This window comes from Albirhodobacter sp. R86504 (assembly GCF_042466415.1).
In the GTDB taxonomy this organism is placed as follows: domain Bacteria; phylum Pseudomonadota; class Alphaproteobacteria; order Rhodobacterales; family Rhodobacteraceae; genus Albirhodobacter.
In genome coordinates this window covers 565236-588064 of sequence record NZ_JAXHCH010000002.1, presented here as the reverse complement: position 1 = coordinate 588064, position 22829 = coordinate 565236, and the positions used below count along the sequence as shown (strand labels likewise).

Sequence of the window (22829 nt, the reverse complement as noted above, 5' to 3'; positions counted from 1 at the left end):
TCCGCGCGCGCCGCCCGCGCAAGGCCGCACGCACCACCCCCGATCACGGCCGCGTCGCGGTCGTCGTCATCTCGTAGTCTTTTCGCGGCCCCTTTACGCGCCACGTCGTCCGCCACGTCGGCCAGCCGGTAAAATCATAGCGCACACGGTAATCATCGGGGTCGCACCAATGCATCGCCTGCGGCGCCCCATCTGGGGCAAAGCTATGAAACGGGCGGCCATCACCGAAGGAGACGTGGATGCGCGCGCCGTCCTGCGCCCATAGATAGCGACGCTCCGCCTGCATAACCGGCCCCGCCCCGATACGCATCTCGCCGCGCTCCAACCATACGGCGCTCTCATTTTGCGACAGATGCAGCCTGCCCTCGCCCACAAACTGCGCAATTTGTCCCGTCAGATGATCCGCGATCTCGCAATTCAGACGCCACGCGCCCGCAAAATCATCCAAACTCAACCCCATCGCGCGCCCCGTCCTTGCCCCGCCAGCCTGCGCAGTCTAGAACCTGCCGCAACCACCCACAACCGAAAGGCCGCGCCGATGATCCCGCGTTATTCTCGCCCCGATATGGTCGCCATCTGGTCGCCCGAGACCAAGTTCAAGATCTGGTATGAAATCGAGGCCCATGCCTGCGATGCAATGGCCGATCTTGGCGTGATCCCGCGCGAGAATGCGGATGCCGTCTGGAAGGCCAAGGACGTCGAATTCGACGTCGCGCGGATCGACGAGATTGAGGCCGTCACCAAGCATGACGTGATCGCGTTCCTCACGCATCTGGCCGAGCATGTCGGATCGGAAGAAGCACGGTTCGTGCATCAGGGCATGACCTCGTCGGATGTTCTCGACACCTGCCTCAATGTTCAGCTGGTGCGCGCCTCCGACATCCTGATCAAGGATATGGAAGCCCTCCTCGCCGCCCTTAAAAAGCGCGCGCTGGAGCATAAAGACACCGTCCGCGTGGGCCGCTCGCACGGGATCCACGCCGAACCAACGACGATGGGCCTGACCTTCGCGCGGTTCTATGCCGAGATGGATCGTAACCTTGCGCGCCTCAAAGCGGTGCGCGAAGATATCGCCACGGGGGCGATTTCGGGCGCTGTCGGCACCTTTGCCAACATCGATCCGCGCGTGGAAGAGCATGTCTGCGCCAAGCTTGGCCTCACACCAGAGCCGATTTCGACCCAAGTCATCCCGCGCGACCGTCACGCCATGTTCTTTGCTGTACTCGGCGTGATTGCCTCCTCCATTGAGAACGTCGCGATCGAGATCCGCCACATGCAGCGCACCGAAGTGCTTGAGGGCGCGGAGTTCTTCTCGATGGGCCAGAAAGGCTCGTCCGCGATGCCCCATAAAAAGAACCCCGTTTTGACCGAGAACCTCACCGGCCTCGCGCGTCTCGTGCGTATGGCGGTGATTCCGGCGATGGAAAACGTGGCCCTTTGGCACGAGCGCGACATTTCGCATTCCTCGGTAGAGCGCGCCATTGGTCCAGATGCGACGATCACCCTCGATTTTGCGCTCAACCGGTTGACGGGCGTCATCGACAAAATGCTGATCTTCCCGCAGAACATGCTGGATAACATGAATAAATTCCCGGGTCTGGTGATGTCGCAGCGCGTTTTGCTGGCGCTCACGCAGGCCGGTGTTTCGCGCGAGGACGCCTATTCGATGGTCCAACGCAATGCGCTGAAAGTCTGGGAAGATCGCGTCGATTTCCGTGAACAATTGCTTGCGGATAAGGATGTGGTCGCGGCGCTCGGCGTTGACGGCGTGAACGCGAAATTCGATATGGACTACCACACCAAGCACGTTGATACGATTTTCAAACGCGTTTTCGGCGCCTGATCAACCAAGACCGGCCCATTGCGACAGATCCTCGCCCCGCCAGCCAAACGCTGCGCGGGGCGTTTTCATGGAAAGATCGACGACGCGTAACCGGTCCTTAACATCACGGTGCGAAAGTGAGGCAAGACGCCTGACCTGCGGGCCTTCGCCCCTCATCGTGAGTGACCACAATGAACGCCATCGCGCCCTTGCCCGATCTGGGCCAATCTTTCCCCGCGGCACCACGTGCCGGCAAACCGATCACCAACCGCCAGAAGGCGGCAATTGTGGTGCGCTTGCTGTCATCCGAGGGGCTGAAGCTTCCGCTCTCCGATCTTAGCGAGGATATGCAGACCTCCCTCACCTCGGAAATCGCGGAGATGCGCTTGATTGATCGCGCAACGATGGCGGAGGTGGTGCGCGAGTTCTGCGACCAGCTTGACGCGGTGGGGCTCGCGTTTCCGGGCGGGCTGGACGGTGCGCTAAAGCTGCTTGATGGCCAACTCTCCCCCTCCGCCGCCAATCGCCTGCGCCGAATGGCCTCGGGCAGTTCGCGTGCCGATCCTTGGGAGCGCCTCACCGGGCTGGGAACGGACGTTCTTGCCCCCGTTTTGGAAGAGGAAAGTACAGAAGTCGGGGCGGTTGTGCTCTCGAAGCTCTCCGTTTCAAAAGCGGCCGACCTGTTAAGCAAACTTCCCGGCGACAAAGCGCGCCGCATTGCCTACGCGGTATCGCAGACCGGCGCCGTCGCGCCCGAAACCGTGCACCGGATCGGGGTCGCTTTGGCAAGCCAGCTTGATAATCAACCGGCCCGCGCCTTCACCACCGGCCCTGTCGAGCGCGTCGGCGCGATTTTGAACTATTCCGCCGCCGCCACACGCGACTCTGTCTTGCAAGGGTTGGAAGAAGACGACGCGGATTTCGCCGAACAGGTCCGCAAGGCGATCTTCACCTTCGCCAATATCCCCAATCGGATTGACGCGCGCGACATCCCCAAAATCCTGCGCAATGTCGAACAACCAGTGCTCGTTGTCGCCTTGGCGGGCGCGACCGGCGCGCTGGCCCCCGCGGCAGAGTTTATCCTCGCCAATATGTCCCAACGCATGGCGGCCTCCCTCCGCGATGAGGGGGCGGCCTTGGGCAAGATCAAGGCCAAAGATGCGGAGGAAGCGATGGGCGCGGTGGTGTCTGCGATCCGTGAGATGGAATCTGCGGGCGAGATTTTCTTACTGGCCGATGCTGAGGATTGATGGAACGCCCCCTCACAGAGAAACCCGATACCGCTAACGCACAGTGTTACCGCAAACGGTTAGCGAAAACATGAGGTGTTGCCGCTAACACTTTGACCGCAAAGCTTTTCTAGAACCCTACCTCATGCTATCGCCCTTGTTCATAAGCCCGTCAGGGATCATGCGGCACGGCCCTGCCGCGAGTGAGGAGATCGATATGACCGTCACCGTTGGGATTAATGGATTTGGCCGTATCGGCCGTTGCACCTTAGCTCATATCGCTGAGGCTGCGCGCAACGATGTGCAGGTCGTCAAGATCAACGCAACCGGTCCGATCGCCACCAACGCGCATCTGCTCAAATATGACAGCGTCCACGGGCGCTTCGGTGGGCCAGTGACAGTCTCCGGCAATACGCTCGATCTGGGGCGTGGCCCGATTGACGTTATGTCGACGCGGAACTTCGACGAGCTGGATTGGGAAGGCTGCGATGTCGTGCTTGAATGCACCGGTGCCTATAATGACGGGCACAAAGCGGGTGTTCATCTCACGCGCGGCGCGAAGCGGGTGCTGATTTCGGCTCCCGCCACCAATGTCGCCAAAACGATCGTCTACGGCGTCAACCACCGCGATCTTCGCCCCGAGCATCATGTCGTCTCGAATGGCTCGTGCACAACCAACTGCTTGGCACCGCTCGCAAAGGTGCTCAACGATACGATCGGGATCGAGAGTGGCATCATGACGACGATCCATTCCTACACAGGCGACCAACCGACCCTCGATCGACGCCACTCCGATCTGTATCGCGCCCGTGCCGCGGCCATGGCGATGATCCCGACCTCGACAGGGGCGGCGAAAGCCTTGGGCGAAGTGCTGCCCGAACTCGCCGGAAAGCTGGACGGAACCGCGTTGCGCGTACCGACGCCGAACGTCTCGGCGGTGGATTTGACCTTTGTCGCGGGCAAGACCGTCACGGCCGCCGAAGTCAACGAGATCGTCCGCGAGGCCGCCGCGGGCTATATGGGCATGGTCATGTCTTACGATCCCGAGCCAAAAGTCTCTATCGACTTCAACCACACGCCCTATTCGTCTATCTTCGCCCCAGATCAGACAAAAGTCGTCGGCGGGCGCACGGTTCGTGTCCTTGCGTGGTATGACAATGAATGGGGATTCTCCTGCCGGATGGCCGATGTGGCCGGCGCGATGGGACGGCTCCTCCAGTAAGGAGCACTATGACAGACAAGATCGCGATTGGCCTTGCCGCTGTGATCATCGGATGTGTTGCGTTGGACGCCCTGATCAATGATTGGGGCGCAACTGCGTTCACGGCGAAGGAAATTCTTGGCCTTGTGCAATATATTGCGTTTTGGCGCTGAACGTCGCTGCGCGGTCTCTCGCGCATGTGCCCCCTACATCGTCACGCAATGCGCGGGATCATTTAACTTCCCACAGAATTTGATGTAAGTTGCCCCTCAAAGGCTCAGCTTTCAGTTGACCTTTTCGTAGCAATGCGCATGTTAGCGCAAACGCGAGGCCCCGCGTAAACACATCTTCAGTCTGAGGAGACGAACATGGCGATCAAGGTGGCAATCAACGGTTTCGGGCGGATCGGGCGCAATGTGTTGCGCGCAATCATCGAATCCGGTCGGACAGATATCGAAGTGGTCGCGATCAATGATCTCGGCCCCGTCGAAACCAATGCGCATCTGTTGCGCTTTGACTCGGTGCACGGGCGCTTCCCTGCCGAGGTGACCACAACCGAAACGACGATCGACGTGGGCCGCGGGCCAATTCAGGTCACCGCTTTGCGCAACCCTGCCGAATTGCCGTGGAAACATGTCGATATCGTGCTGGAATGCACAGGTATCTTCACCGACAAAGAGAAAGCCAAAATCCACCTCGAAAACGGCGCGAGCCGCGTTCTGGTGTCGGCGCCGTCGGCTGGCGCGGATAAGACCATCGTCTTCGGCGTCAACGACGATACGCTGACGGCGGAAGATCTGATCGTATCGAACGCATCGTGCACGACGAACTGCCTCTCGCCCGTCGCCGCAACACTTCATGCGTCGATCGGGATCGTCAAAGGGTTCATGACGACGATCCATTCCTACACCGGCGACCAGCCGACATTGGATACGATGCACAAGGATCTCTACCGTGGCCGTGCGGCGGCTTTGTCGATGATCCCGACATCGACCGGTGCGGCGAAAGCTGTTGGCTTGGTGCTCCCGGAACTGAAAGGCAAGCTGGACGGCGTTGCGATCCGCGTTCCCACGCCCAACGTTTCCGTGGTTGATCTCGTCTTTGAGGCCGCACGTGACACCACCGTTGAGGAAATCAACGATGCGATCCGCGCGGCGGCGAACGGTAAACTCAAAGGCATTTTGGGCTATACCGATGTGCCGAACGTGTCATCCGATTTCAATCACGATCCGCATTCCTCGATCTTCCACTGCGACCAAACGAAGGTCATGGAAGGCCGCATGGTCCGCATCCTTTCGTGGTATGACAATGAATGGGGCTTCTCGAACCGGATGGCCGACACGGCCGTTGCGATGGGCAAACTGCTTTAAGATCGGCGCACAAGCCATTGAAACAAAAAAGGGCGCTCATGTGAGCGCCCTTTTCGTATTCTCTCGCAGCAAGGTTCAATCCTTGCCGGCATATTTCGCGATCAATTTGGTGTTCACATCCTCAGTCACGAATTTCGAGACATCCCCGTCAAGCCGAGCGATCTCCTTCACCAGCTTTGAAGCAATCGCCTGCCGCCGCGCGTCCGCCATCATGAACACCGTCTCGATGCTCGCATCGAGCGCGCGATTCATCCCGACCATCTGGAACTCGTATTCGAAATCCGCCACGGCCCGCAGGCCGCGCACGATGACCGACGCCCCGACATCCCGCGCGCAATCGATCAAAAGATTTTCGAACGGGTGCACGATAATTTCGCCCCCCGCCCGCGCCGTGATCCGCGCACATTCGATTTTCACCATCTCGACGCGCTCCTCCAAAGAGAACAGCGGCGACTTATCGCGATTGATCGCAACCCCGATCACCAAGCGATCCACCAGCGCCATCGCGCGCTCAATGATATCGACATGGCCCAAGGTAATAGGGTCAAACGTGCCAGGATAAAGGCCAATGCGCATAGGGTCCTCCTCAACCGGCACAGGGATACTGCACGCAACAATATTGCGCTGTAAAAGGCAAGGGCCACGCTGCGTTTTACGAATTTTTAGCCGCGCGGGCTATGCGCGGCTAACCCCTTGGTTTGGATCAATTCCCCATAATCATCCCTGTCAGGGCGTCTTTCTCCATGGCGAGCTCTTTCAACCGTGCCTGAACGGCATCGCCAATCGAAATCAGCCCGATCATCTCTCCGTCCTCAATCACAGGCATGTGGCGGAAACGCCCCGTACTCATCTTGCCGAGCACCTCAAGCGCCGTGTCGCCGCGCGTACAGCTCACGAGCTTGCGCGTCATGATGTCGTCGACGGCATCGTTTAAGCTGGCAGGGCCACGCTTGCCCAATTCGCGCACGATATCGCGCTCGGACACGATACCCTCGGCATGTTTTCCATCTTTCGAGACAATCACCGCGCCAATTTTGCGCTCGGAGAGGAGCTGCGCAACCGCTGACACAAGCGTGCCCGGCACAACGGTAACGACACCGTCTTCGGATTTTTCTTTAAGAATATGTTGAACTTGCATTGCGTCCTCCCTGCAATTGTCTCCCTAGCGTCTCACCGAGGTTGACGTCCTGTCAAGATAGCTTTCACAAACATGCGCAGAACCGCACCGTGTTAACTATTTATTGCGCAGCGATGCCGCCCTCACTCGGCAAGCGCCTCCAATCGCGCCACCTCGCGTCGGATGCCCTGCCCCAATGCCTCCGCCAACCGCGCGAGCCGCGCCGATCGGCGGTCATCGTCGTGCCGGATCAGCCAGAATGCGCGCCGGAGTGAGATTTGATCCATCAAGATCCGTTTTACACCCGGCGTAAAGGCCAACGCAAAATCATGCACGATGCCCAATCCCGCGCCCGCGCGCAGCATCTGCATCTGAACCGCAACGGAATTGGACGTCAGCGCGGCATGATCCGCACCCGTCTCAGCGAGGTAATCCAATTCCTTGTCGAAAATCATATCGGGAATATACCCGACCATCTGATGCGATTTCAGATCCGCCTTCGAATGGATCGCAGGATGACACGCAAGATAATCACGGTGCGCGGCGAGATGGAGGTTATAGTCCGCAAGCTTTTGCACGGTCAGACGCCCTGCCGACGGGCGCGAGACCGCGATGGCCATATCCGCCTCGCGTTTGGACAGGTTAAACACCCGCGGCAGGGCCACGATCTGGATTTCTAGCCCCGGATGATCGGCAATGAGCCCCGCGCAGACCTGCGGCAAGATATAGTTGGCGCATCCGTCGGGCGCACCGATCCGCACTTGCCCCGTCAACGCCCCCGCATCCCCCGATAGCGCCTCAACCGCCCCCGCCATGGCCTGTTCGGCCTGCTCGGCATGGCTGACAAGACGCGCGCCCGCGTCCGATAGCGCATAGCCTTGGGGAGATTTCACGAACAGCTTGGCGCCCATTCGTTCTTCAAAGCGGGCAATTTTGCGCCCGACCGTGGCCGCATCGCATTTCAACACACGCCCAGCCCGCGACAGGCTTTCACTCCGCGCAACCGCGAGAAACACGCGCAGGTCATCCCAATCCGCCATCCGACTCTCCCTGCCACGGCTTTAGCTTTGCAATATTGCAAAACAAACTTTGCCAAACTTCCTCTTTTACACCCATTTCCGCAAGTCTAAGGTAATGCAAACGCATTCAATCGGGAGATGGCGATGAAAGAGATCGGTCACTGGATCAACGGCAAACACGTCGCAGGAACTTCCGGCAAATTTGCCGATGTTTATAACCCCGCAACCGGCGAGATCACCGCGAAAGTCGCGCTGGCCACACAGGCCGAACTCGATAGCGCCGTCGCAGATGCCGCCGCCGCGCAGATCGCATGGGGGGCAACCAACCCCCAGCGTCGCGCGCGCGTCATGATGAAATTCGTGGATCTGTTGAACCGCGATATGGACAAGCTCGCCGAGGCGCTCTCGCATGAGCACGGCAAAACCATTCCTGACGCAAAGGGGGATGTGCAGCGCGGGCTTGAGGTGATCGAATACTGCATCGGCGCCCCGCAAATGTTGAAAGGCGATTTCACCGACGCCGCAGGTCCGGGCATTGATATGTATTCAATGCGCCAACCTTTGGGCGTCGTGGCGGGGATCACCCCGTTCAACTTCCCCGCGATGATCCCGATGTGGAAAATGGGGCCCGCCCTGTCGTCGGGCAACGCCTTCATCCTCAAACCCTCCGAGCGTGATCCCTCGGTGCCCCTGATGTTGGCCGAGTTGATGCAAGAAGCGGGCCTGCCGGACGGCGTATTGCAAGTGATCAACGGCGACAAGCTTTCGGTGGATTCGATCCTCGACAACGAGACGATTCAAGCCGTCGGTTTTGTTGGCTCGACCCCCATCGCACAGTATATTTACGGGCGTGCGGCGGCCAACGGCAAGCGCGTGCAATGCTTCGGCGGCGCGAAAAACCACATGATCATCATGCCAGATGCCGATATGAACCTCGCGGCGGATGCGCTGATTGGCGCGGGCTACGGCGCGGCGGGCGAACGCTGCATGGCGATTTCGGTTGCGGTTCCGGTGGGCGAGGAAACAGCGGATCGTCTGATCGAGGCGCTCAAGCCACGGATCGATAAGCTGAAAGTCGGCCCGTACACCGCAGGCGACGATGTGGATTACGGTCCCGTTGTCACCGCCGCCGCGAAAGAGCGTATCCTTGGCTTGATCACATCGGGCGAGGAACAGGGCGCAACGTTGATTGCAGATGGGCGCGACTTCTCGCTGCAAGGCTATGAAGACGGTTTCTTCGTGGGCCCGACCTTATTCGACAACGTCACCAAAGAAATGGATATCTACACCCAAGAAATCTTTGGTCCCGTTCTATGCACCGTGCGCGCACAAAATTACGAGGAAGCGCTCGGCCTTGCGATGGATCATGAATACGGTAACGGCACGGCGATCTTCACCCGCGATGGCGACACCGCGCGCGATTTCGCCGCACGGATCAATATCGGTATGGTCGGCATCAACGTGCCAATCCCCGTTCCGCTGGCCTATCACACATTCGGCGGCTGGAAAAAATCGGGCTTTGGCGATTTGAACCAGCACGGCCCCGACGGTTTCCGTTTCTACACCCGCACCAAAACCGTCACGTCCCGTTGGCCATCGGGCATTAAAGAGGGCGCAAGCCTCAACTTCAAGCAGATGGATTGAGGCGGACGCCGCTGGAGCCCGCCTCCGGCGGCGGCACCCACCTGCCGCGATCGAAGTCTCGCGTCGCAAGTCAGAACGGAGCACAGATGACGACGGATGTTCTCACCCGAGTAGAAGGCCGTGCGGGCCGGATCACCCTGAACCGTCCCGCCGCGCTTAACGCGCTCAACCATGAGATGACGCTAGCGATCGACGCCGCGCTCACGGAGTGGCGTGACGATCCGCGCGTAGAGATCGTCGTGATAGAGGCCTCGGGCGAGCGTGCCTTTTGTGCAGGCGGTGATATCGCCGCGCTCTATCACGCGGGTCGTGCCGGCAATGCGGCGGCGTCTATCCGGTTTTGGGTGGACGAATACCGCATGAATGCAAAAATCGCCGAATTCCCCAAACCGGTCGTCGCTTTCATGCAAGGGTTTGTAATGGGCGGCGGTGTCGGGCTTGGCGGGCATGCGCGCCTGCGGATCGTGGGGGAGACGAGCCAGATTGCGATGCCAGAATGCGGCATAGGATTGATCCCTGATGTTGGCGGCACGCTGCTGCTTGCACGCGCCCCTGGCAAAACCGGTGCGTATCTGGGCGTTACCGGCGCGCGGATGACGGCGGGCGACGCAGTCCATGCGGGCTTTGCGGATGCGTTTTTGCCCGAGGCTGATTGGCCGCGCGTGAAAGCCGAAATGATCCGAACCGGCTGCGCTGATATTCCCGAGCAACCCGCCCCCCCAAGCGAACTTCGCGCCGCGCAGGCAGAGATAGACGCCTGTTTCCAAGGGGATATGCACGAGATCCAAAAGCGGGTGGCGCGATCGGATCATCCGATCCTTGTCGCCGCGGCCAAGGCCATCGCGCGCAATTCTCCCCTCTCGATGGTCGCCACGCTGCGGTTGATTGACATGACGCATGCGCAAAACACCATTCGCGGGGCGCTTGAAAACGAGCTGCGCTTCACCGCACGAGCGGTCGAGCAGAGCGATTTTCTGGAAGGCGTCCGCGCACAGATCATCGAGAAGGATCGCGCGCCGCGTTGGGGAACGACACTCACAGATCTTGACCCGAGGCTGGTCGATGCGCTTCTCGCCCCCCTCCCCGCAGAGCTGGCTATCCGCTTTTGAGAAGGATCTTTCAGGACATATCACAATGGGCGCAGCGCGCGACCCTGAGCGGCATCCCGCTGATCCTTCCCGCAAGTTGAAAATTCTGCCACGCAGGGGAACGGATTGCCTGCGCTAAAACGTTATATCCTGTGAGACGCCCCAAAGTCTGGGGCAAACAGGAGACAACACATGCCCAAGCTATCCCCAGTTCTACTCGCAATCGGTTTGGCGGCAGGTCTGACCACAATGACATCCGCCGGCGCCGCGCTTGCGGACGGCTGCCCTGCCGGTTTGGCGAAGAAAGATAACGGCTGCATGGCCCCCGGACAGGCCAAGAAAGCGGACGAGCGTCGGGACGATGATCGCAGGACGGAGGATCGCCGCGATGATCGCAAGGAAGACCGTAAGGACGATCGTCGCGAAGCGGATCAGCGTGACGGCGACCGGCGCTACCGCGTCGGAGAGCGCATTGAGCGTGATTATATCGTCGTCAAGGAGCCGCGCCGCTACGGGCTTGACCCTCGCTATACCTATTACCGTGTCGCGGATGACGTTTTCCGCGTGGATCGTGACACCCGCGAAGTGCTGAACTTCATCGGTGCCGCAAGCGCCTTGCTTCGTTAAGTCACATAGACAGCCCCGCCGGTAATTCATTCGGCGGGGCTGTCAGAAGAGATTACTCGGCGGCGGTCTTGATCTTCAGCATCGGCGCGAGATAGCGGCCTGTGTGGCTCTGCGCGACCTGTGCAACCGCCTCCGGCGTGCCGGTCGCGACGACCATCCCGCCGCCGTCCCCGCCCTCGGGCCCGATATCGATCAACCAATCCGCGGTTTTGATAACATCAAGGTTATGTTCGATAACGACAACTGTATTGCCCTGATCGACCAAGGAATGCAGAACTTCGAGCAGTTTTTTGACATCTTCAAAATGCAGACCGGTCGTCGGCTCGTCCAGGATATAAAGCGTGCGCCCCGTCGCGCGGCGCGCCAGCTCTTTGGAGAGCTTCACGCGCTGCGCCTCGCCGCCTGACAAGGTCGTCGCCTGTTGACCAACCTTGATATAACCAAGCCCGACCTCCATCAGCGCATCCATTTTATCGCGGATCGAAGGCACCGCCGCAAAGAACCCTTGCGCCTCCTCGACCGTCATATCCAACACATCCGCGATGCTCTTGCCTTTGAACTGAACCTCCAAAGTCTCGCGGTTATAGCGTTGCCCCTTGCAGGTCTCGCAGGTCACATAGACGTCAGGCAGGAAATGCATCTCAATCTTGATGACCCCGTCGCCTTGGCACGCCTCGCATCGCCCACCCTTTACGTTGAAGGAGAACCGCCCCGGCTTGTACCCGCGCGCTTTCGATTCCGGCAGGCCCGCGAACCAGTCGCGGATCGGTGTGAACGCACCGGTATAGGTCGCAGGGTTCGATCGCGGCGTCCGGCCGATGGCGCGTTGGTCAATGTCGATCACCTTGTCGAGATGCTCCAGCCCTTTCAGGCTCTCGCAAGGTGCGGGCGTCTGGCGGGCGCCGTTCAACCGCATGGACGCCGTCTTGAACAGTGTCTCGATGGTGAGTGTCGATTTACCGCCCCCCGAAACCCCCGTCACGCAGACGAATTGCCCCAGCGGGAAATCGACCGTAACATCCTTCAAGTTGTTACCAGAAGCCTTTGAAACTTTGACCTTCTTCCCGTTCCCCTTACGACGTTTCGTCGGCACCGCGATCTCGCGTTTGCCGCTGAGATACTGGCCGGTGAGCGAAGCAGGATCACGCGCGACTTCCGCTGGGGTGCCATGGCTGACAACCTGACCGCCATGCACGCCGGCGCCCGGGCCGATATCGAAAACATAATCCGCATGCCGGATAGCATCCTCGTCATGCTCAACGACAAGCACCGTATTGCCCGCATCGCGCAGGTTCTTCAACGTCGTCAAAAGCCGGTCGTTATCGCGTTGATGCAGGCCGATTGACGGTTCATCGAGCACATAAAGCACCCCCGTCAACCCGGACCCGATCTGCGACGCGAGCCGGATGCGCTGGCTTTCCCCGCCCGAAAGCGTGCCCGCCGCGCGCGACAACGTCAGGTAATTCAAGCCAACATTGTTGAGGAAGCCAAGCCGCTCGCGGATCTCTTTCAAGATCGCCCGCGCAATTTCTTCTTTCTGTTTCGAGAGCTTATCAGGGGCAGCCGCGATCCAGTCATAGGCTTCCTTGATCGACATCTCGACCACTTCGCCCACGTGCTTATCGCCGATTTTCACCGCCAAAGCCTCGGGCTTCAACCTGTAGCCCGCGCAAGCGCCGCAGGGGCGGTTGTTCTGGAACCGCTCGAAATCCTCGCGCACCCACGCGCTATCCGTCTCGCGGTAGCGGCGCTCCATATTGGGGATCACGCCCTCGAAGCTGCGCGTGACCTCATAGACGCGCCCCGCCTCGTCAAACCGGAACGGGATTTCAACGCCCTCGGACCCGTAAAGGAACAGGTTCTGAACCGTCTCAGGCAGATCCTTCCATTGGGATTTGGCATCAAACTGATAGTGTTTGGCAAGCGCGGCAATGGTCTGCGTGAAATACGGGCTTTTTGACTTCGCCCAAGGCGCAATTGCGCCCTGCTGCAACGTCAAGGATTGGTCTGGCACGACCAAACGCGCATCAAAGAACAGCTCAACCCCCAAACCGTCGCACACCGGACAGGCCCCGAATGGCGCATTGAACGAGAAGAGCCTCGGCTCGATCTCGGGGATCGTGAAGCCGGACACCGGACATGCGAATTTCTCGGAAAACATCAGGCGCTCTGGCTCAACGCCCGCCTCTACATCTTCCGCGCTCAATGCCTGCTCGTAATTGGCAATTCCGTCCGCGAGATCCAACGCCGTGCGGAAACTGTCGGCGAGCCGCGTCTCCAGCCCCTCGCGGACCACGATCCGGTCAACAACAACGTCAATATTGTGGCGGAACTTCTTGTCCAACACAGGCGGCTCGTCCAGCTCGTAAAACGCGCCATTGACCTTCACCCGTTGGAACCCCTGCTTGCGCAAGTCGATGAATTCTTTCTTATATTCGCCTTTCCGATCGCGGATGATCGGCGCGAGAAGATAGCCCCGTGATCCTTCCGGCAAGGCCATCACGCGGTCAACCATATCCTGAACTTGCTGCGCCTCGATCGGCTTGCCAGTTGCGGGAGAATACGGCGTGCCCGCACGCGCATAGAGCAGGCGCATATAGTCGTAAATTTCTGTCACCGTGCCCACCGTGGAGCGCGGATTCTTCGACGTCGTCTTTTGTTCGATGGAAATCGCGGGGCTCAAGCCCGAGATATGATCAACATCAGGCTTGCCCATTTGATCCAGAAACTGCCGCGCATAGGCTGAGAGACTTCTCAACATAGCGCCGCTGCCCCTCCGCGTAGATCGTATCAAACGCGAGCGACGATTTGCCCGAGCCTGACAGGCCCGTGATCACGACAAACTGGTCGCGTGGGATATCCACATCGACGTTCTTCAGATTGTGCTCACGCGCGCCGCGAACTTCGATGAACTTTTGCTCTGCCATGGGGCCCCCGACCTTCAACACTCCCTAGATAGGGTAGGATTGCAAACTCTCCAATGGAAATATGTGAACATTTCGCGAACGCATAGCGGATTGTCGCTAATCAAGGGGATGTGGGGCGCGAGCGCGACCTTGCGTGGAGGCTGCGCCTTTAAAGCTTGGCTGATTTTTGAGGCCTGAGATATGACTAAGCCCAGAACGTTTCACACGCTCCGGGCTTAGTCATATTCTTGAAGGGCTGGACTGGAGGAGATCGCCCCTCCGGTCGTGGCCGCGAAAGCCCCCCCCCCTTTGCGTATCACATATGCAAAGCGCGACCGTAGGCGTCGAGCACCAACTCGTGCATCATTTCCGACAACGTCGGGTGCGGGAAGACGGTGTTCATCAGATCTTCCTCGGTGGTCTCCAGCGTGCGGCCGATGACGTAGCCTTGGATCATCTCGGTCACTTCCGCGCCAACCATATGCGCGCCAAGAAGCTCGCCCGTTTTCGCGTCGAACACGGTTTTCACAAGGCCCTCGGCCTCGCCCAGCGCAATCGCCTTTCCGTTGCCGATGAACGGGAAACGACCGACCTTGATATCATGACCCGCTTCTTTTGCCTTCGCTTCGGTCATGCCGACCGATGCGATTTGCGGGTGACAATAGGTGCACCCTGCGATCGAGCCCGGCTTGATCGGGTGCGGATGCCCGCCCGCGATCAGTTCGGCCACCATCACGCCCTCATGCGATGCCTTGTGCGCCAGCCACGGTGCGCCCGCGATATCGCCAATCGCATAAAGCCCTTCGACGCCCGTGCGGCAGAACTCGTCGGTCACAACATGGGTGCGATCGATTTTGACGCCCAGCGCTTCCAGCCCGAGATTTTCGACGTTGCCGACGATCCCGACGGCGGAAATCACGGTGTCGAACTCTTGCGTCGTGGTGCCTTTTGCGTCCTCCAGATGCGCGACAACCTTCCCGCCGCCCTTGCCATCCGGCGAACGATCCAGCTTCTTAACGGTTGTTTTTTCGAGGATTTTCATCCCCTGCTTCACAAATTGCTTTTTCGCGAAGGCCGCAATCTCTGCATCTTCAACCGGCAGAACGCGGTCCATCACCTCAACCACGGTCGTATCGGCACCAAGCGTGTTGAAGAAGCTCGCGAATTCGATCCCGATGGCGCCCGACCCGATCACCAGCAGCTTTTTCGGCATCCGTTTCGCGACCAGCGCGTGTTTATACGCCCAGACCAGATCGCCATCCGCCTCGAGCCCCGGCAATTCGCGCGCGCGCGCCCCCGTGGCGAGGATGATGTGTTTCGATGTCAGCTCTTCAACGCCTTTCTCGGTTTTCACCGAGACCTTCCCTTTGGCAGGGATCGTTGCCGCGCCCATGAAAACGGTGACTTTGTTTTTCTTCATCAGATGGCCGATGCCGCCCGAAAGTTGCTTGGCCACCCCGCGCGAGCGTTGGACCACAGCATCCAGATCGAAGCCGATCTTCTCAGCCGAAAGCCCGAACTCTTTCGCGCGATGCATCAGGTGGAAAACTTCTGCCGACCGCAGCATCGCCTTCGTCGGGATACAGCCCCAGTTCAGACAGATACCGCCCAGATGTTCGCGCTCTACGATTGCGACTTTAAGGCCGAGTTGCGCGCCGCGGATGGCCGCAACATAGCCCCCCGGACCTGCGCCGATGACGATCATATCGAAGCTTGCAGCTGCCATCAGATTTTCCTCCGGATAAAACTAGTTTGCCATTAAACTATCTTTGCGACATTTTCAATGCCCGCCAGATCATAGCTGCTAGCAGTTTAGCGATTGTCGCGCGCAACGCAAAGCCGTTGTGCGCGACATATCAGATGGGGGCGGGCTGCGCTCAACTGATCCGGCGCAGCATCTCCGCGTAACCACCCGCGGCCAGTAAGGCCTCCTCCTCGCGTGTCGAGACCCGGCCCAATGCGGCGTTGCGCCAAGGGAAGCGTCCGAATTCCGCAATCGTGGCGGCATGTGCGCGGGCATGGGTCAGCCCCTCGCCGGGCAAGCGTTCGGTGAATAATTCGACCGCGCGGAGTTGATCTTCCATATCCTCGGAATGCTCGAATGGCAGATAGAAGAACTGGCGCGCATCGGGCGCAACCTCCAGATCAAAGCCCGACGCGATGGCCTCTCGGGCAAGCTCGCGGGCGCGCGGATCGGAGGCGAAAGCGATGGCTTGCCCGCGAAACATGTTGCGCGGGAACTGATCGCAAAGCAGCAAAAGCGCAAGCGCGCCTTCTGCGCTTGCCATCCAATTCCCGAATTTGCCTTGCCACGCACTGCGCCAGAGTGGCTGATACGTATCGCGAATACGCTGATCGAACGCGTCATCCACCTGATACCACCGAGACGGACCAGCCTCGATCATCCAGAACTCAACGATATCACGACACGTCTCGTCGACAGGTCCCGTCATCTTCCACTCCTCCCGAGTGTTGATCGGGGGCGATTTTACATGCCACCCCAAAGGCGGGCGTGATTACCCTGCCTTTGGTGGCTCGTCCCCTGATGCCTCTTGCGTCTCATTACCGGTGCTCGCGTCCGCAGCTGCCTCGGCGGCATTTTGGGCCTCCGCGTCCGCCGCCGCCTGAACCTCGGCCCGTACCCCAGCTTGAACCTCAGCCTGCGCTTCAGCCTCGGCTACGGCTGCCGCTTCTTCAGCTTGCACAGCTTCCTCTTGCGCCGCTTCCAAAACAACCTCCACCGCGATGGGCGATGCGGTTGGCGACAGGATCGCGAAGGCGCTGGTCTCGGACGAGACCATCGCCGGACGACGTGTCATCCGCCAACCTGCATAGCCAGCGATCAGCGCGTTGAGCACCGCGAGATACAGGAAGAAGCCCAAGGGCCCGATCATCTCCATCAACCAACCGGTCGTGAGAGGCCCGGTGATCGCGCCAACGCCGTTGATGAACAATAGCCCCGCCGAGGCAGAGGCCATATCGGAACTGTCGAGAAAATCGTTCGTATAAGCAACGAGCAGCGAATAAACAGGGTTCGCAATCCCGCCCGCCAGCGCGGCAAGGACCACAAGCACGCCGAAGGGCGGATTGATCAGCACCACCAGCAGCATCAGCACCGCGCCGATCGCCGCAAGGACGAGGATCAGCAAACGACGATCCATCCGATCCGACATCCAGCCGATCGGGTATTGGAACACCAACCCCCCAACGTAGATCGCCGCGACAAAAATGGAGATCTCGCTCACCGTGAGACCCTGCAAGCCCCCCCAAACAGAAGCCATCCCGAACAGGGCCGAGAACACGCCCCCCATCAAGAACATCCCCACACAGCCCAAAGGCGATGCCTCAAAAAGCTCTTTAAACGACATACGTTTCGTCGTGGCAAAGGAGGGGGCGGGCGATGCCGAGAGGAGAATTGGCGTAAAGGCGAGCGACACGAGAACCGACGGAATGACGAACAACAGATAACCGCCCGGGTCCCCCACGTTGAGCAAGATCTGCGCGGCGATGATCCCGACCATTTGCATGATCATATAGGCCGATAGCGTCTGGCCACGCGTTTCGTTGGTGGCGGAGGCGTTCAGCCAGCTTTCCGCCGTGATATAGACCCCCGAGAAACAGAAGCCGATCACAACGCGCATCACCGTCCACGCCACCCAATCGGGCGCCGCCGCATACAAGATCAGCACCGCCGAAATAAGCGACCCCAGCGCCGCAAAGACGCGAACATGCCCGACCTTTCGGATCATCTCCGGCGTCAAACGCGAGCCGAACAGGAAGCCCACGAAATAGGCCGACATAACGATCGACATCTGATACGTGCCGAACCCCTCGATCGTGCCCCTGATCCCCAGCAAGGTGCCCTGAATGCCGTTCCCGACCATCAAAAGCATAATGCCCAACAACAGCGGCCATGAGTGGCGAATTACAGCATACATCAAAGACCTCGGTTATCAGCGGTAAGAGGATCGACGGCATCGAACATGCCGCCGAGTCGGATCGTCAAAGGCGCCCGCGGCGCGATCACAGCGCGGCCTAAGCCGGGGCGAGGGACCTAACGCAAAGCACCCCCCCGCGCCCGTCTCATTTGCGACGCGTGACAGTCAAAAGCGACGCATCCCCATATGAGAAGAAACGATAGCCGTTTGCAACCGCATGTGCGTAAATCTGGCGAATACGATCCGCTCCCATCAGCGCAGATACCAGCATGAGCAGGGTCGATTTTGGCAAATGAAAATTCGTCATCAACCCATCCGTCACGCGGAACTGGTAACCGGGATAGATGAAGATATCGGTCGTGCCCGAAAACGGCGCGATCTCGCCCGAGGCGGCGGCGGATTCGATCAGACGAAGCGCCGTCGTACCGACGGGAATGATCCGCCCTCCCGCAGCCTTGGTCGCCGCGATCTCGGCCGCGGCCTGCGGCGTCACCTCGCCCCATTCCGCATGCATCTTATGGGTCGCGACATCGTCGACCTTCACCGGCAGGAACGTCCCAGCCCCCACGTGCAAGGTGACTTCCGTAAAAGTGACCCCCTTCGCGGCAAGCGCCTCCAGCATCGGCTTGGTGAAATGCAAACTGGCGGTGGGCGCGGCGACGGCGCCCGAGTGGCGGGCGAACACCGTTTGGTAATCCGTCTTGTCCGCCTCGTCAGGCGCCCGCAGCGCGGCGATATAGGGCGGCAGCGGCATCGCCCCCGCCGCGTTGAGCGCCGCGTCAAAATCATCCCCGGAGCAGTTAAACCGAAGGCTCAACTGCCCTTGGGAGATCGTCTCAACCCGCGCCGAGAGCGCATCAGAGAAGACGATCTCCTCGCCCTCTTTCAGCTTGCGCAACGGCTTTGCCAGCGCCAACCACGCGCCGTCCGCCGCAGGTTCCAGCAAGGTGATCTCGATCTTCGCAATCCCTGCCCCCACCGACGCATCCTCAGTCACCCGATGACGCATGCCCGTCAGGCGCGCCGGTATCACCTTGGTATTGTTCAAGATAAGCCGATCACCCGCGTCAAACTGATCGATCAAATCCGCGACATGCAGATCCTCGATCTCTCCGGCTTCCCCGCCATCGGGCACCGCGCCCCGTGCAACGAGTAATTTCGCGGATTCGCGTGGATTGGCCGGACGCACGGCGATCAGCCCCTCGGGCAAGTCGAAATCAAAATCACTCAGTTGCATAGCGCCCCCTTTTGGTCACCCCTGCCAAGTCTCGAAGTCATACGCAACCCGATTCCCCCGCCCCCGCTGCCGCCTCAATGCCCAAGTGTCAGGATGCGTCGATGGCCCATGGCCTCGCAGGGTCAGCCCGCCTCGCTCGGCGCTTGCGGGGCCTTCCCCCTGAACAACTCCCGCAGCATCCCCGGCGCGAGGATCGATAACGGGTTGACCCGTGTTTCGGGCGCGCTCGCAGGGCCCTTCACCGTGTAGTTAAAGCCGAACAGGCCCTCCCCGCGTTGGGTCAGCACCTGTCCAATTCCGTTGATCAGATAGAAAGGTGACACAACCCCCTGAAGATCAATGGTTTTTGACTTCGGCAGATAAAGCCCCGCAAGTGTAACGCCCAAAGATGCCCCTTCCGCCGACCCGTTGGAGATCGTGACCGCCTTATCGGAAATCCGGAAATCCGCAACAATGTCGGAGAAGGCCAGCCCCTCGCCGTTCAGCTGTTCCACCAGCCCCACACCCGAAATCGCAGAGAGCATGGACGCAAGCGCCGGCGCGCCCGTCACCCGCGCATCCCGAATTTCGACATGGCCTTGATACATCGCGCCGATCGGCTCCAAGATCAAATCCATCGCGCCGCCGCTCAATTTCGTGAAGATGCCCGCGGCCGCGATCACTGCGCCCGCATCCTGCGCGCCAATTCGCACCGCAGGTTTTGCCCCCCCCGCTCGCGCAGGCGCAAGCGTGCCCGTGACGCGCGATTGGCCGTTCACCCCCGACGTAAACGTGCCCGATAGCCCACCGCGCGTGGTCAGATCCGCCGCGACCCCCGTGAGGGTGAGGTCTTGCGCGACGGTCACGCGGTCGAGCTTGGCGATGATCCGGCTGCCCGAGGCGGCGGCGCCCGCGCTGCCCCCCGCGGCTCCGGAGGCGAAACTGTCGGGGAGATTGCGCAGATCAACACGCCCGTTATTGATACGAACCTCGCGACCCGCCAAGGCCACCGCACCGGAAAACCACCCGCCCAGTTTCACGGATGAAAAATTAGCGCTTTCAAGGCCTTTCGAGCCGATCTTCAACGCCCCCTGCGCCGCAAGACCACCCGCATCCAGCGCAATTGCCTCAACTGTCGGCACAGCGCCCAAGCGGCCCGATAGGGCCAGTTTTCCGGTCGTGTTACGCCCGAGTTGCCACCCAATTTGCGGCAAATTCAACCCGATCCCCGCCAAGGATGTGTCCACCGCATAGCGCGGGACCTCACCCGTTTTGAGATCAACACGGATGTCGGCCGGACCGGACCCCGTCATCAATCCCGCCGGCAAAGTCACCCCCAGTTTCGCGAGATTGGCGGTGCTGACCTCGACCTCGCCCTCCACGACAGAGCTTCCCTTCGCAGCGCGCGCAAGATTTTGCGCCCAACGCGCCTCAAATCCTACCCCGTTGAGCGCCCCTTTGCCCGCGATAGCGATGCCCGCATCATCCGCCGTCAGAACCAGATGATCGGACGTCAGCGCCTTGCCCTTCACGATTTTGTCGGACTGCACATCATAGAGGTCGGCACGGACACGGAACCTGACCTCCTCGCGCAAAACCTTTGGCTTCAAGACCAAGTCAAGATCGGTCACCGCCTCCGCCTGCCCCGACGCGAGATCTGTCCCCAGATTGGCCTTGGTCAAAATCCGGAACGGCTCCTCATCCAACAGCGCGAGAATGGCCGGAATTTCGCCCTTCGATCGCAGCCGAACCTCCGCCGGCGCGGGCTTGATCCGGATATCGGGCACGATCAGCGTCGATCCCGCCACATCCACGCGCCCGGCGCCGTTCGGGGCGGGAATATCCCCCGTCTCGACCATCAAGCGGTGCGAGTTATCCATAATCGTGGCGAATCCGCGGGTGTTTTCCGTCAACGGCAGGGTTTTGACCACCCGCGCCTTCGCATCCGAAAATTCGTACGATAACGCCAGTTTCGGATCCTGCTCGGGCGCGATACGCAGCGCCGCATAGGCGTTTTGCAAGCGCCCCTCCGCAATATTCTCGGTCACCCAGAGGCGGTCTTTCTCCTTGAAATTCTGCGGCCAGAAGGTCAGGAAATCTGCCTTATCAATCGCGCCAAGCTGTGTATCGAGCGCAACCTCCCACCCTTTCTCGCCCGCGACGGCCTTTCCCTTCATGTTGATCTGCTGGCTGTCGCCGGTCAGGGAAAGCTGCCCCAGTTCGACTTTGAAGGGCGAGAAACTTACGCGGAGATCGGCTGCGCCTTGGGTGAAACGCGCAGGTGTCTCGAACATCCCTTCCGGATCGAGCGCAAGGTCATTGATCGAGATCTGACTGACCGTCTCGCGCGGCAGACCGTTGACGATTGGCCCCAGATGGCTTGTCGCTTTCGCGGATAATCGTAGCGTCCGGCTATCAATAGAGAAGTCTTCAATATCAACCCGTTGCAACGCGGGATTATAGGCCAAACGTACCTTCCCGTTGTTGAACGGCAAGGGCTGAGCAATGCCTTCGGGCGTCAAGGCCCCCTCACCGATCTCCAAGGTGGCGCGCATCGGCCCCATCTTGCCCGTCTCATCCGTTTGCATGGCGATGGCGCCCGAAATCGGGGCGTCAAGCACTGACAAAAACGCCAACGCTGGCGATTGCAACGCCAGCTCACGCGCCGCAACCGCCCGCACCTGTGCGCCCAAACGGGCCTCAGGGCCATCCTTGCGCGTCGACATGCTCAGGCTCGCGGCGGCGGGCAATGCGTTTTGCGCACCGACATCGAAGCCCAAATCGACACTGATATCCCGCGCCGTTTGCGCCAAATTAAACCTGCCCTCGCGCACCCACCAAGTGCGTCCAAGGCGCGCATCATCCAAGCGGAGCTCCAGATCATTCGCCTCGATCCGTTCAAGCTGCGCAAGCGCGGGCGTCTCGAACACGGATTCGAACTGTTCCAGCGCCTCGCTCACGCTCGCCGGGCCAACGCCCGACATCGCCCAATCGCCACCAAACCCGACATCCAGCCGACCGTCTTCCAAACGGCGCATCGCGATCCGCGCGCCGCTGATCCGGAAAGAGCGCGGCTCGACCCGCCCTAACAGCAAAGGCGCGGCCCAGACCGTCATTCGCAATTCGGGGAAAGCGGCGATCGGCATGCCAGAAGGGCGCGTCAATTCAACTGCATGCAGGCGCAGGCGCGGCGTAATGCCTTCATCGACGAGCAAATCCGCGCCCCCAATGATGCGCACGCGCGCCAACCCCTCCATCGCGTTGTTAATCCGCGCCTCGGCGCGATCAATCACCCAATCGGGGGCCGACACCGGCAGATGCGTGATTGCCATCACCGCAAACGTTGCCGCAACCCCGAGTAGCGGCAGTGAAATCAAAAGCCAAACACCCATCAAGCCGCGCCGTTTCCGTTTCACACGCGTCACGGTGAAAAACGGATCCTTCTCAAGGAGCGCTTCTTGTAGATCGGCGCGCGCGGCCTCCTGCGCCGACCGGACCTTGCGCGAAAACAGGCCGCGGAGCCGAGCGCCAAGCGGATCACGCGCTAAAGCGTCGGCCTGAGGCAGGTCTGTCGCGGGCGTCTTGCGCATGTGTTCCGGCCTTTGCGGCACGTAAGTCTCCTTCGGGGCGCGGATCACCGCAGCGCAAGCAA

At 60.2% G+C, this 22829-nt stretch carries 17 protein-coding genes and 1 pseudogene; 8 read left to right on the top strand and 10 right to left on the bottom strand.

Going from position 1 to position 22829, the window contains the following annotated elements:
• Positions 1 to 43 precede the first annotated feature (43 nt).
• Positions 44 to 460: a DUF6314 family protein gene (locus SJY32_RS04855; protein WP_376872273.1), complete on the bottom strand. Its 417-nt coding sequence runs from the start codon at positions 458 to 460 to the stop codon at positions 44 to 46.
• Between the two features lie 78 nt (positions 461 to 538).
• On the opposite strand from SJY32_RS04855, the gene purB reads away from it, so the two are divergent.
• The 5 genes from purB (at position 539) to gap (SJY32_RS04830) (ending at position 5622) form a co-directional block, all read left to right on the top strand.
• On the top strand, positions 539 to 1843 hold the full coding sequence (gene purB, locus SJY32_RS04850; RefSeq protein WP_376872271.1) for an adenylosuccinate lyase: 1305 nt from the start codon (positions 539 to 541) through the stop codon (positions 1841 to 1843).
• 170 nt (positions 1844 to 2013) lie between these two features.
• Positions 2014 to 3072, top strand: a complete 1059-nt coding sequence (locus SJY32_RS04845) for a flagellar motor switch protein FliG (protein ID WP_376872269.1) — start codon at positions 2014 to 2016, stop codon at positions 3070 to 3072.
• A 196-nt stretch (positions 3073 to 3268) separates the two neighbouring features.
• Entirely contained in the window at positions 3269 to 4273 is a 1005-nt protein-coding gene (gene gap / locus SJY32_RS04840) for a type I glyceraldehyde-3-phosphate dehydrogenase (RefSeq protein ID WP_376872267.1), read from the top strand.
• 8 nt (positions 4274 to 4281) lie between these two features.
• The gene (locus SJY32_RS04835) at positions 4282 to 4425 is read left to right on the top strand and encodes a hypothetical protein (protein WP_376872264.1); all 144 of its coding nucleotides are present in this window, start codon (positions 4282 to 4284) and stop codon (positions 4423 to 4425) included.
• Positions 4426 to 4620: 195 nt separating this feature from the next.
• Positions 4621 to 5622: a type I glyceraldehyde-3-phosphate dehydrogenase gene (gap, locus tag SJY32_RS04830; RefSeq protein WP_376872262.1), complete on the top strand. Its 1002-nt coding sequence runs from the start codon at positions 4621 to 4623 to the stop codon at positions 5620 to 5622.
• Positions 5623 to 5697: 75 nt separating this feature from the next.
• Here gap (SJY32_RS04830) and coaD read toward each other — a convergent pair whose 3' ends face one another.
• From coaD to SJY32_RS04815, 3 genes are all read right to left on the bottom strand, one after another.
• Positions 5698 to 6198: a pantetheine-phosphate adenylyltransferase gene (gene coaD, locus SJY32_RS04825; protein ID WP_376872259.1), complete on the bottom strand. Its 501-nt coding sequence runs from the start codon at positions 6196 to 6198 to the stop codon at positions 5698 to 5700.
• A 127-nt stretch (positions 6199 to 6325) separates the two neighbouring features.
• Positions 6326 to 6760 (bottom strand): CBS domain-containing protein, encoded by a 435-nt coding sequence (locus SJY32_RS04820; protein WP_376872256.1) that lies wholly within the window; start codon positions 6758 to 6760, stop codon positions 6326 to 6328.
• A gap of 122 nt (positions 6761 to 6882) precedes the next feature.
• Complete coding sequence (locus tag SJY32_RS04815; protein ID WP_376872253.1) at positions 6883 to 7779, bottom strand: LysR family transcriptional regulator; 897 nt, start codon at positions 7777 to 7779, stop codon at positions 6883 to 6885.
• 123 nt (positions 7780 to 7902) lie between these two features.
• Between SJY32_RS04815 and SJY32_RS04810 the strand changes: the two genes are divergently transcribed.
• The 3 genes from SJY32_RS04810 (at position 7903) to SJY32_RS04800 (ending at position 11117) form a co-directional block, all read left to right on the top strand.
• Complete coding sequence (locus tag SJY32_RS04810) at positions 7903 to 9402, top strand: CoA-acylating methylmalonate-semialdehyde dehydrogenase (RefSeq protein ID WP_376872250.1); 1500 nt, start codon at positions 7903 to 7905, stop codon at positions 9400 to 9402.
• Positions 9403 to 9488: 86 nt separating this feature from the next.
• The gene (locus tag SJY32_RS04805; RefSeq protein ID WP_376872248.1) at positions 9489 to 10511 is read left to right on the top strand and encodes a 3-hydroxyisobutyryl-CoA hydrolase; all 1023 of its coding nucleotides are present in this window, start codon (positions 9489 to 9491) and stop codon (positions 10509 to 10511) included.
• Between the two features lie 171 nt (positions 10512 to 10682).
• Positions 10683 to 11117: an excinuclease ABC subunit A gene (locus SJY32_RS04800; RefSeq protein ID WP_376872246.1), complete on the top strand. Its 435-nt coding sequence runs from the start codon at positions 10683 to 10685 to the stop codon at positions 11115 to 11117.
• Positions 11118 to 11169: 52 nt separating this feature from the next.
• Here SJY32_RS04800 and uvrA read toward each other — a convergent pair.
• From uvrA to SJY32_RS04770, 6 genes and pseudogenes are all read right to left on the bottom strand, one after another.
• Positions 11170 to 14044 (bottom strand): annotated as a pseudogene (gene uvrA / locus SJY32_RS04795) (excinuclease ABC subunit UvrA).
• 295 nt (positions 14045 to 14339) lie between these two features.
• Positions 14340 to 15749: a dihydrolipoyl dehydrogenase gene (gene lpdA, locus SJY32_RS04790; protein WP_376872244.1), complete on the bottom strand. Its 1410-nt coding sequence runs from the start codon at positions 15747 to 15749 to the stop codon at positions 14340 to 14342.
• 151 nt (positions 15750 to 15900) lie between these two features.
• On the bottom strand, positions 15901 to 16476 hold the full coding sequence (locus SJY32_RS04785) for a DUF924 family protein (protein WP_376872242.1): 576 nt from the start codon (positions 16474 to 16476) through the stop codon (positions 15901 to 15903).
• A gap of 63 nt (positions 16477 to 16539) precedes the next feature.
• A complete protein-coding gene (locus tag SJY32_RS04780; RefSeq protein WP_376872241.1) occupies positions 16540 to 17961 on the bottom strand; it encodes an MFS transporter in 1422 nt (473 codons plus the stop codon).
• Between the two features lie 145 nt (positions 17962 to 18106).
• The gene (gene queA / locus SJY32_RS04775; RefSeq protein ID WP_376872239.1) at positions 18107 to 19198 is read right to left on the bottom strand and encodes a tRNA preQ1(34) S-adenosylmethionine ribosyltransferase-isomerase QueA; all 1092 of its coding nucleotides are present in this window, start codon (positions 19196 to 19198) and stop codon (positions 18107 to 18109) included.
• Positions 19199 to 19320: 122 nt separating this feature from the next.
• Positions 19321 to 22767 carry an AsmA-like C-terminal region-containing protein gene (locus tag SJY32_RS04770; protein WP_376872236.1) on the bottom strand — a complete coding sequence of 1149 codons (3447 nt, stop codon included), beginning with the start codon at positions 22765 to 22767 and terminating at the stop codon, positions 19321 to 19323.
• Positions 22768 to 22829: the final 62 nt, after the last annotated feature.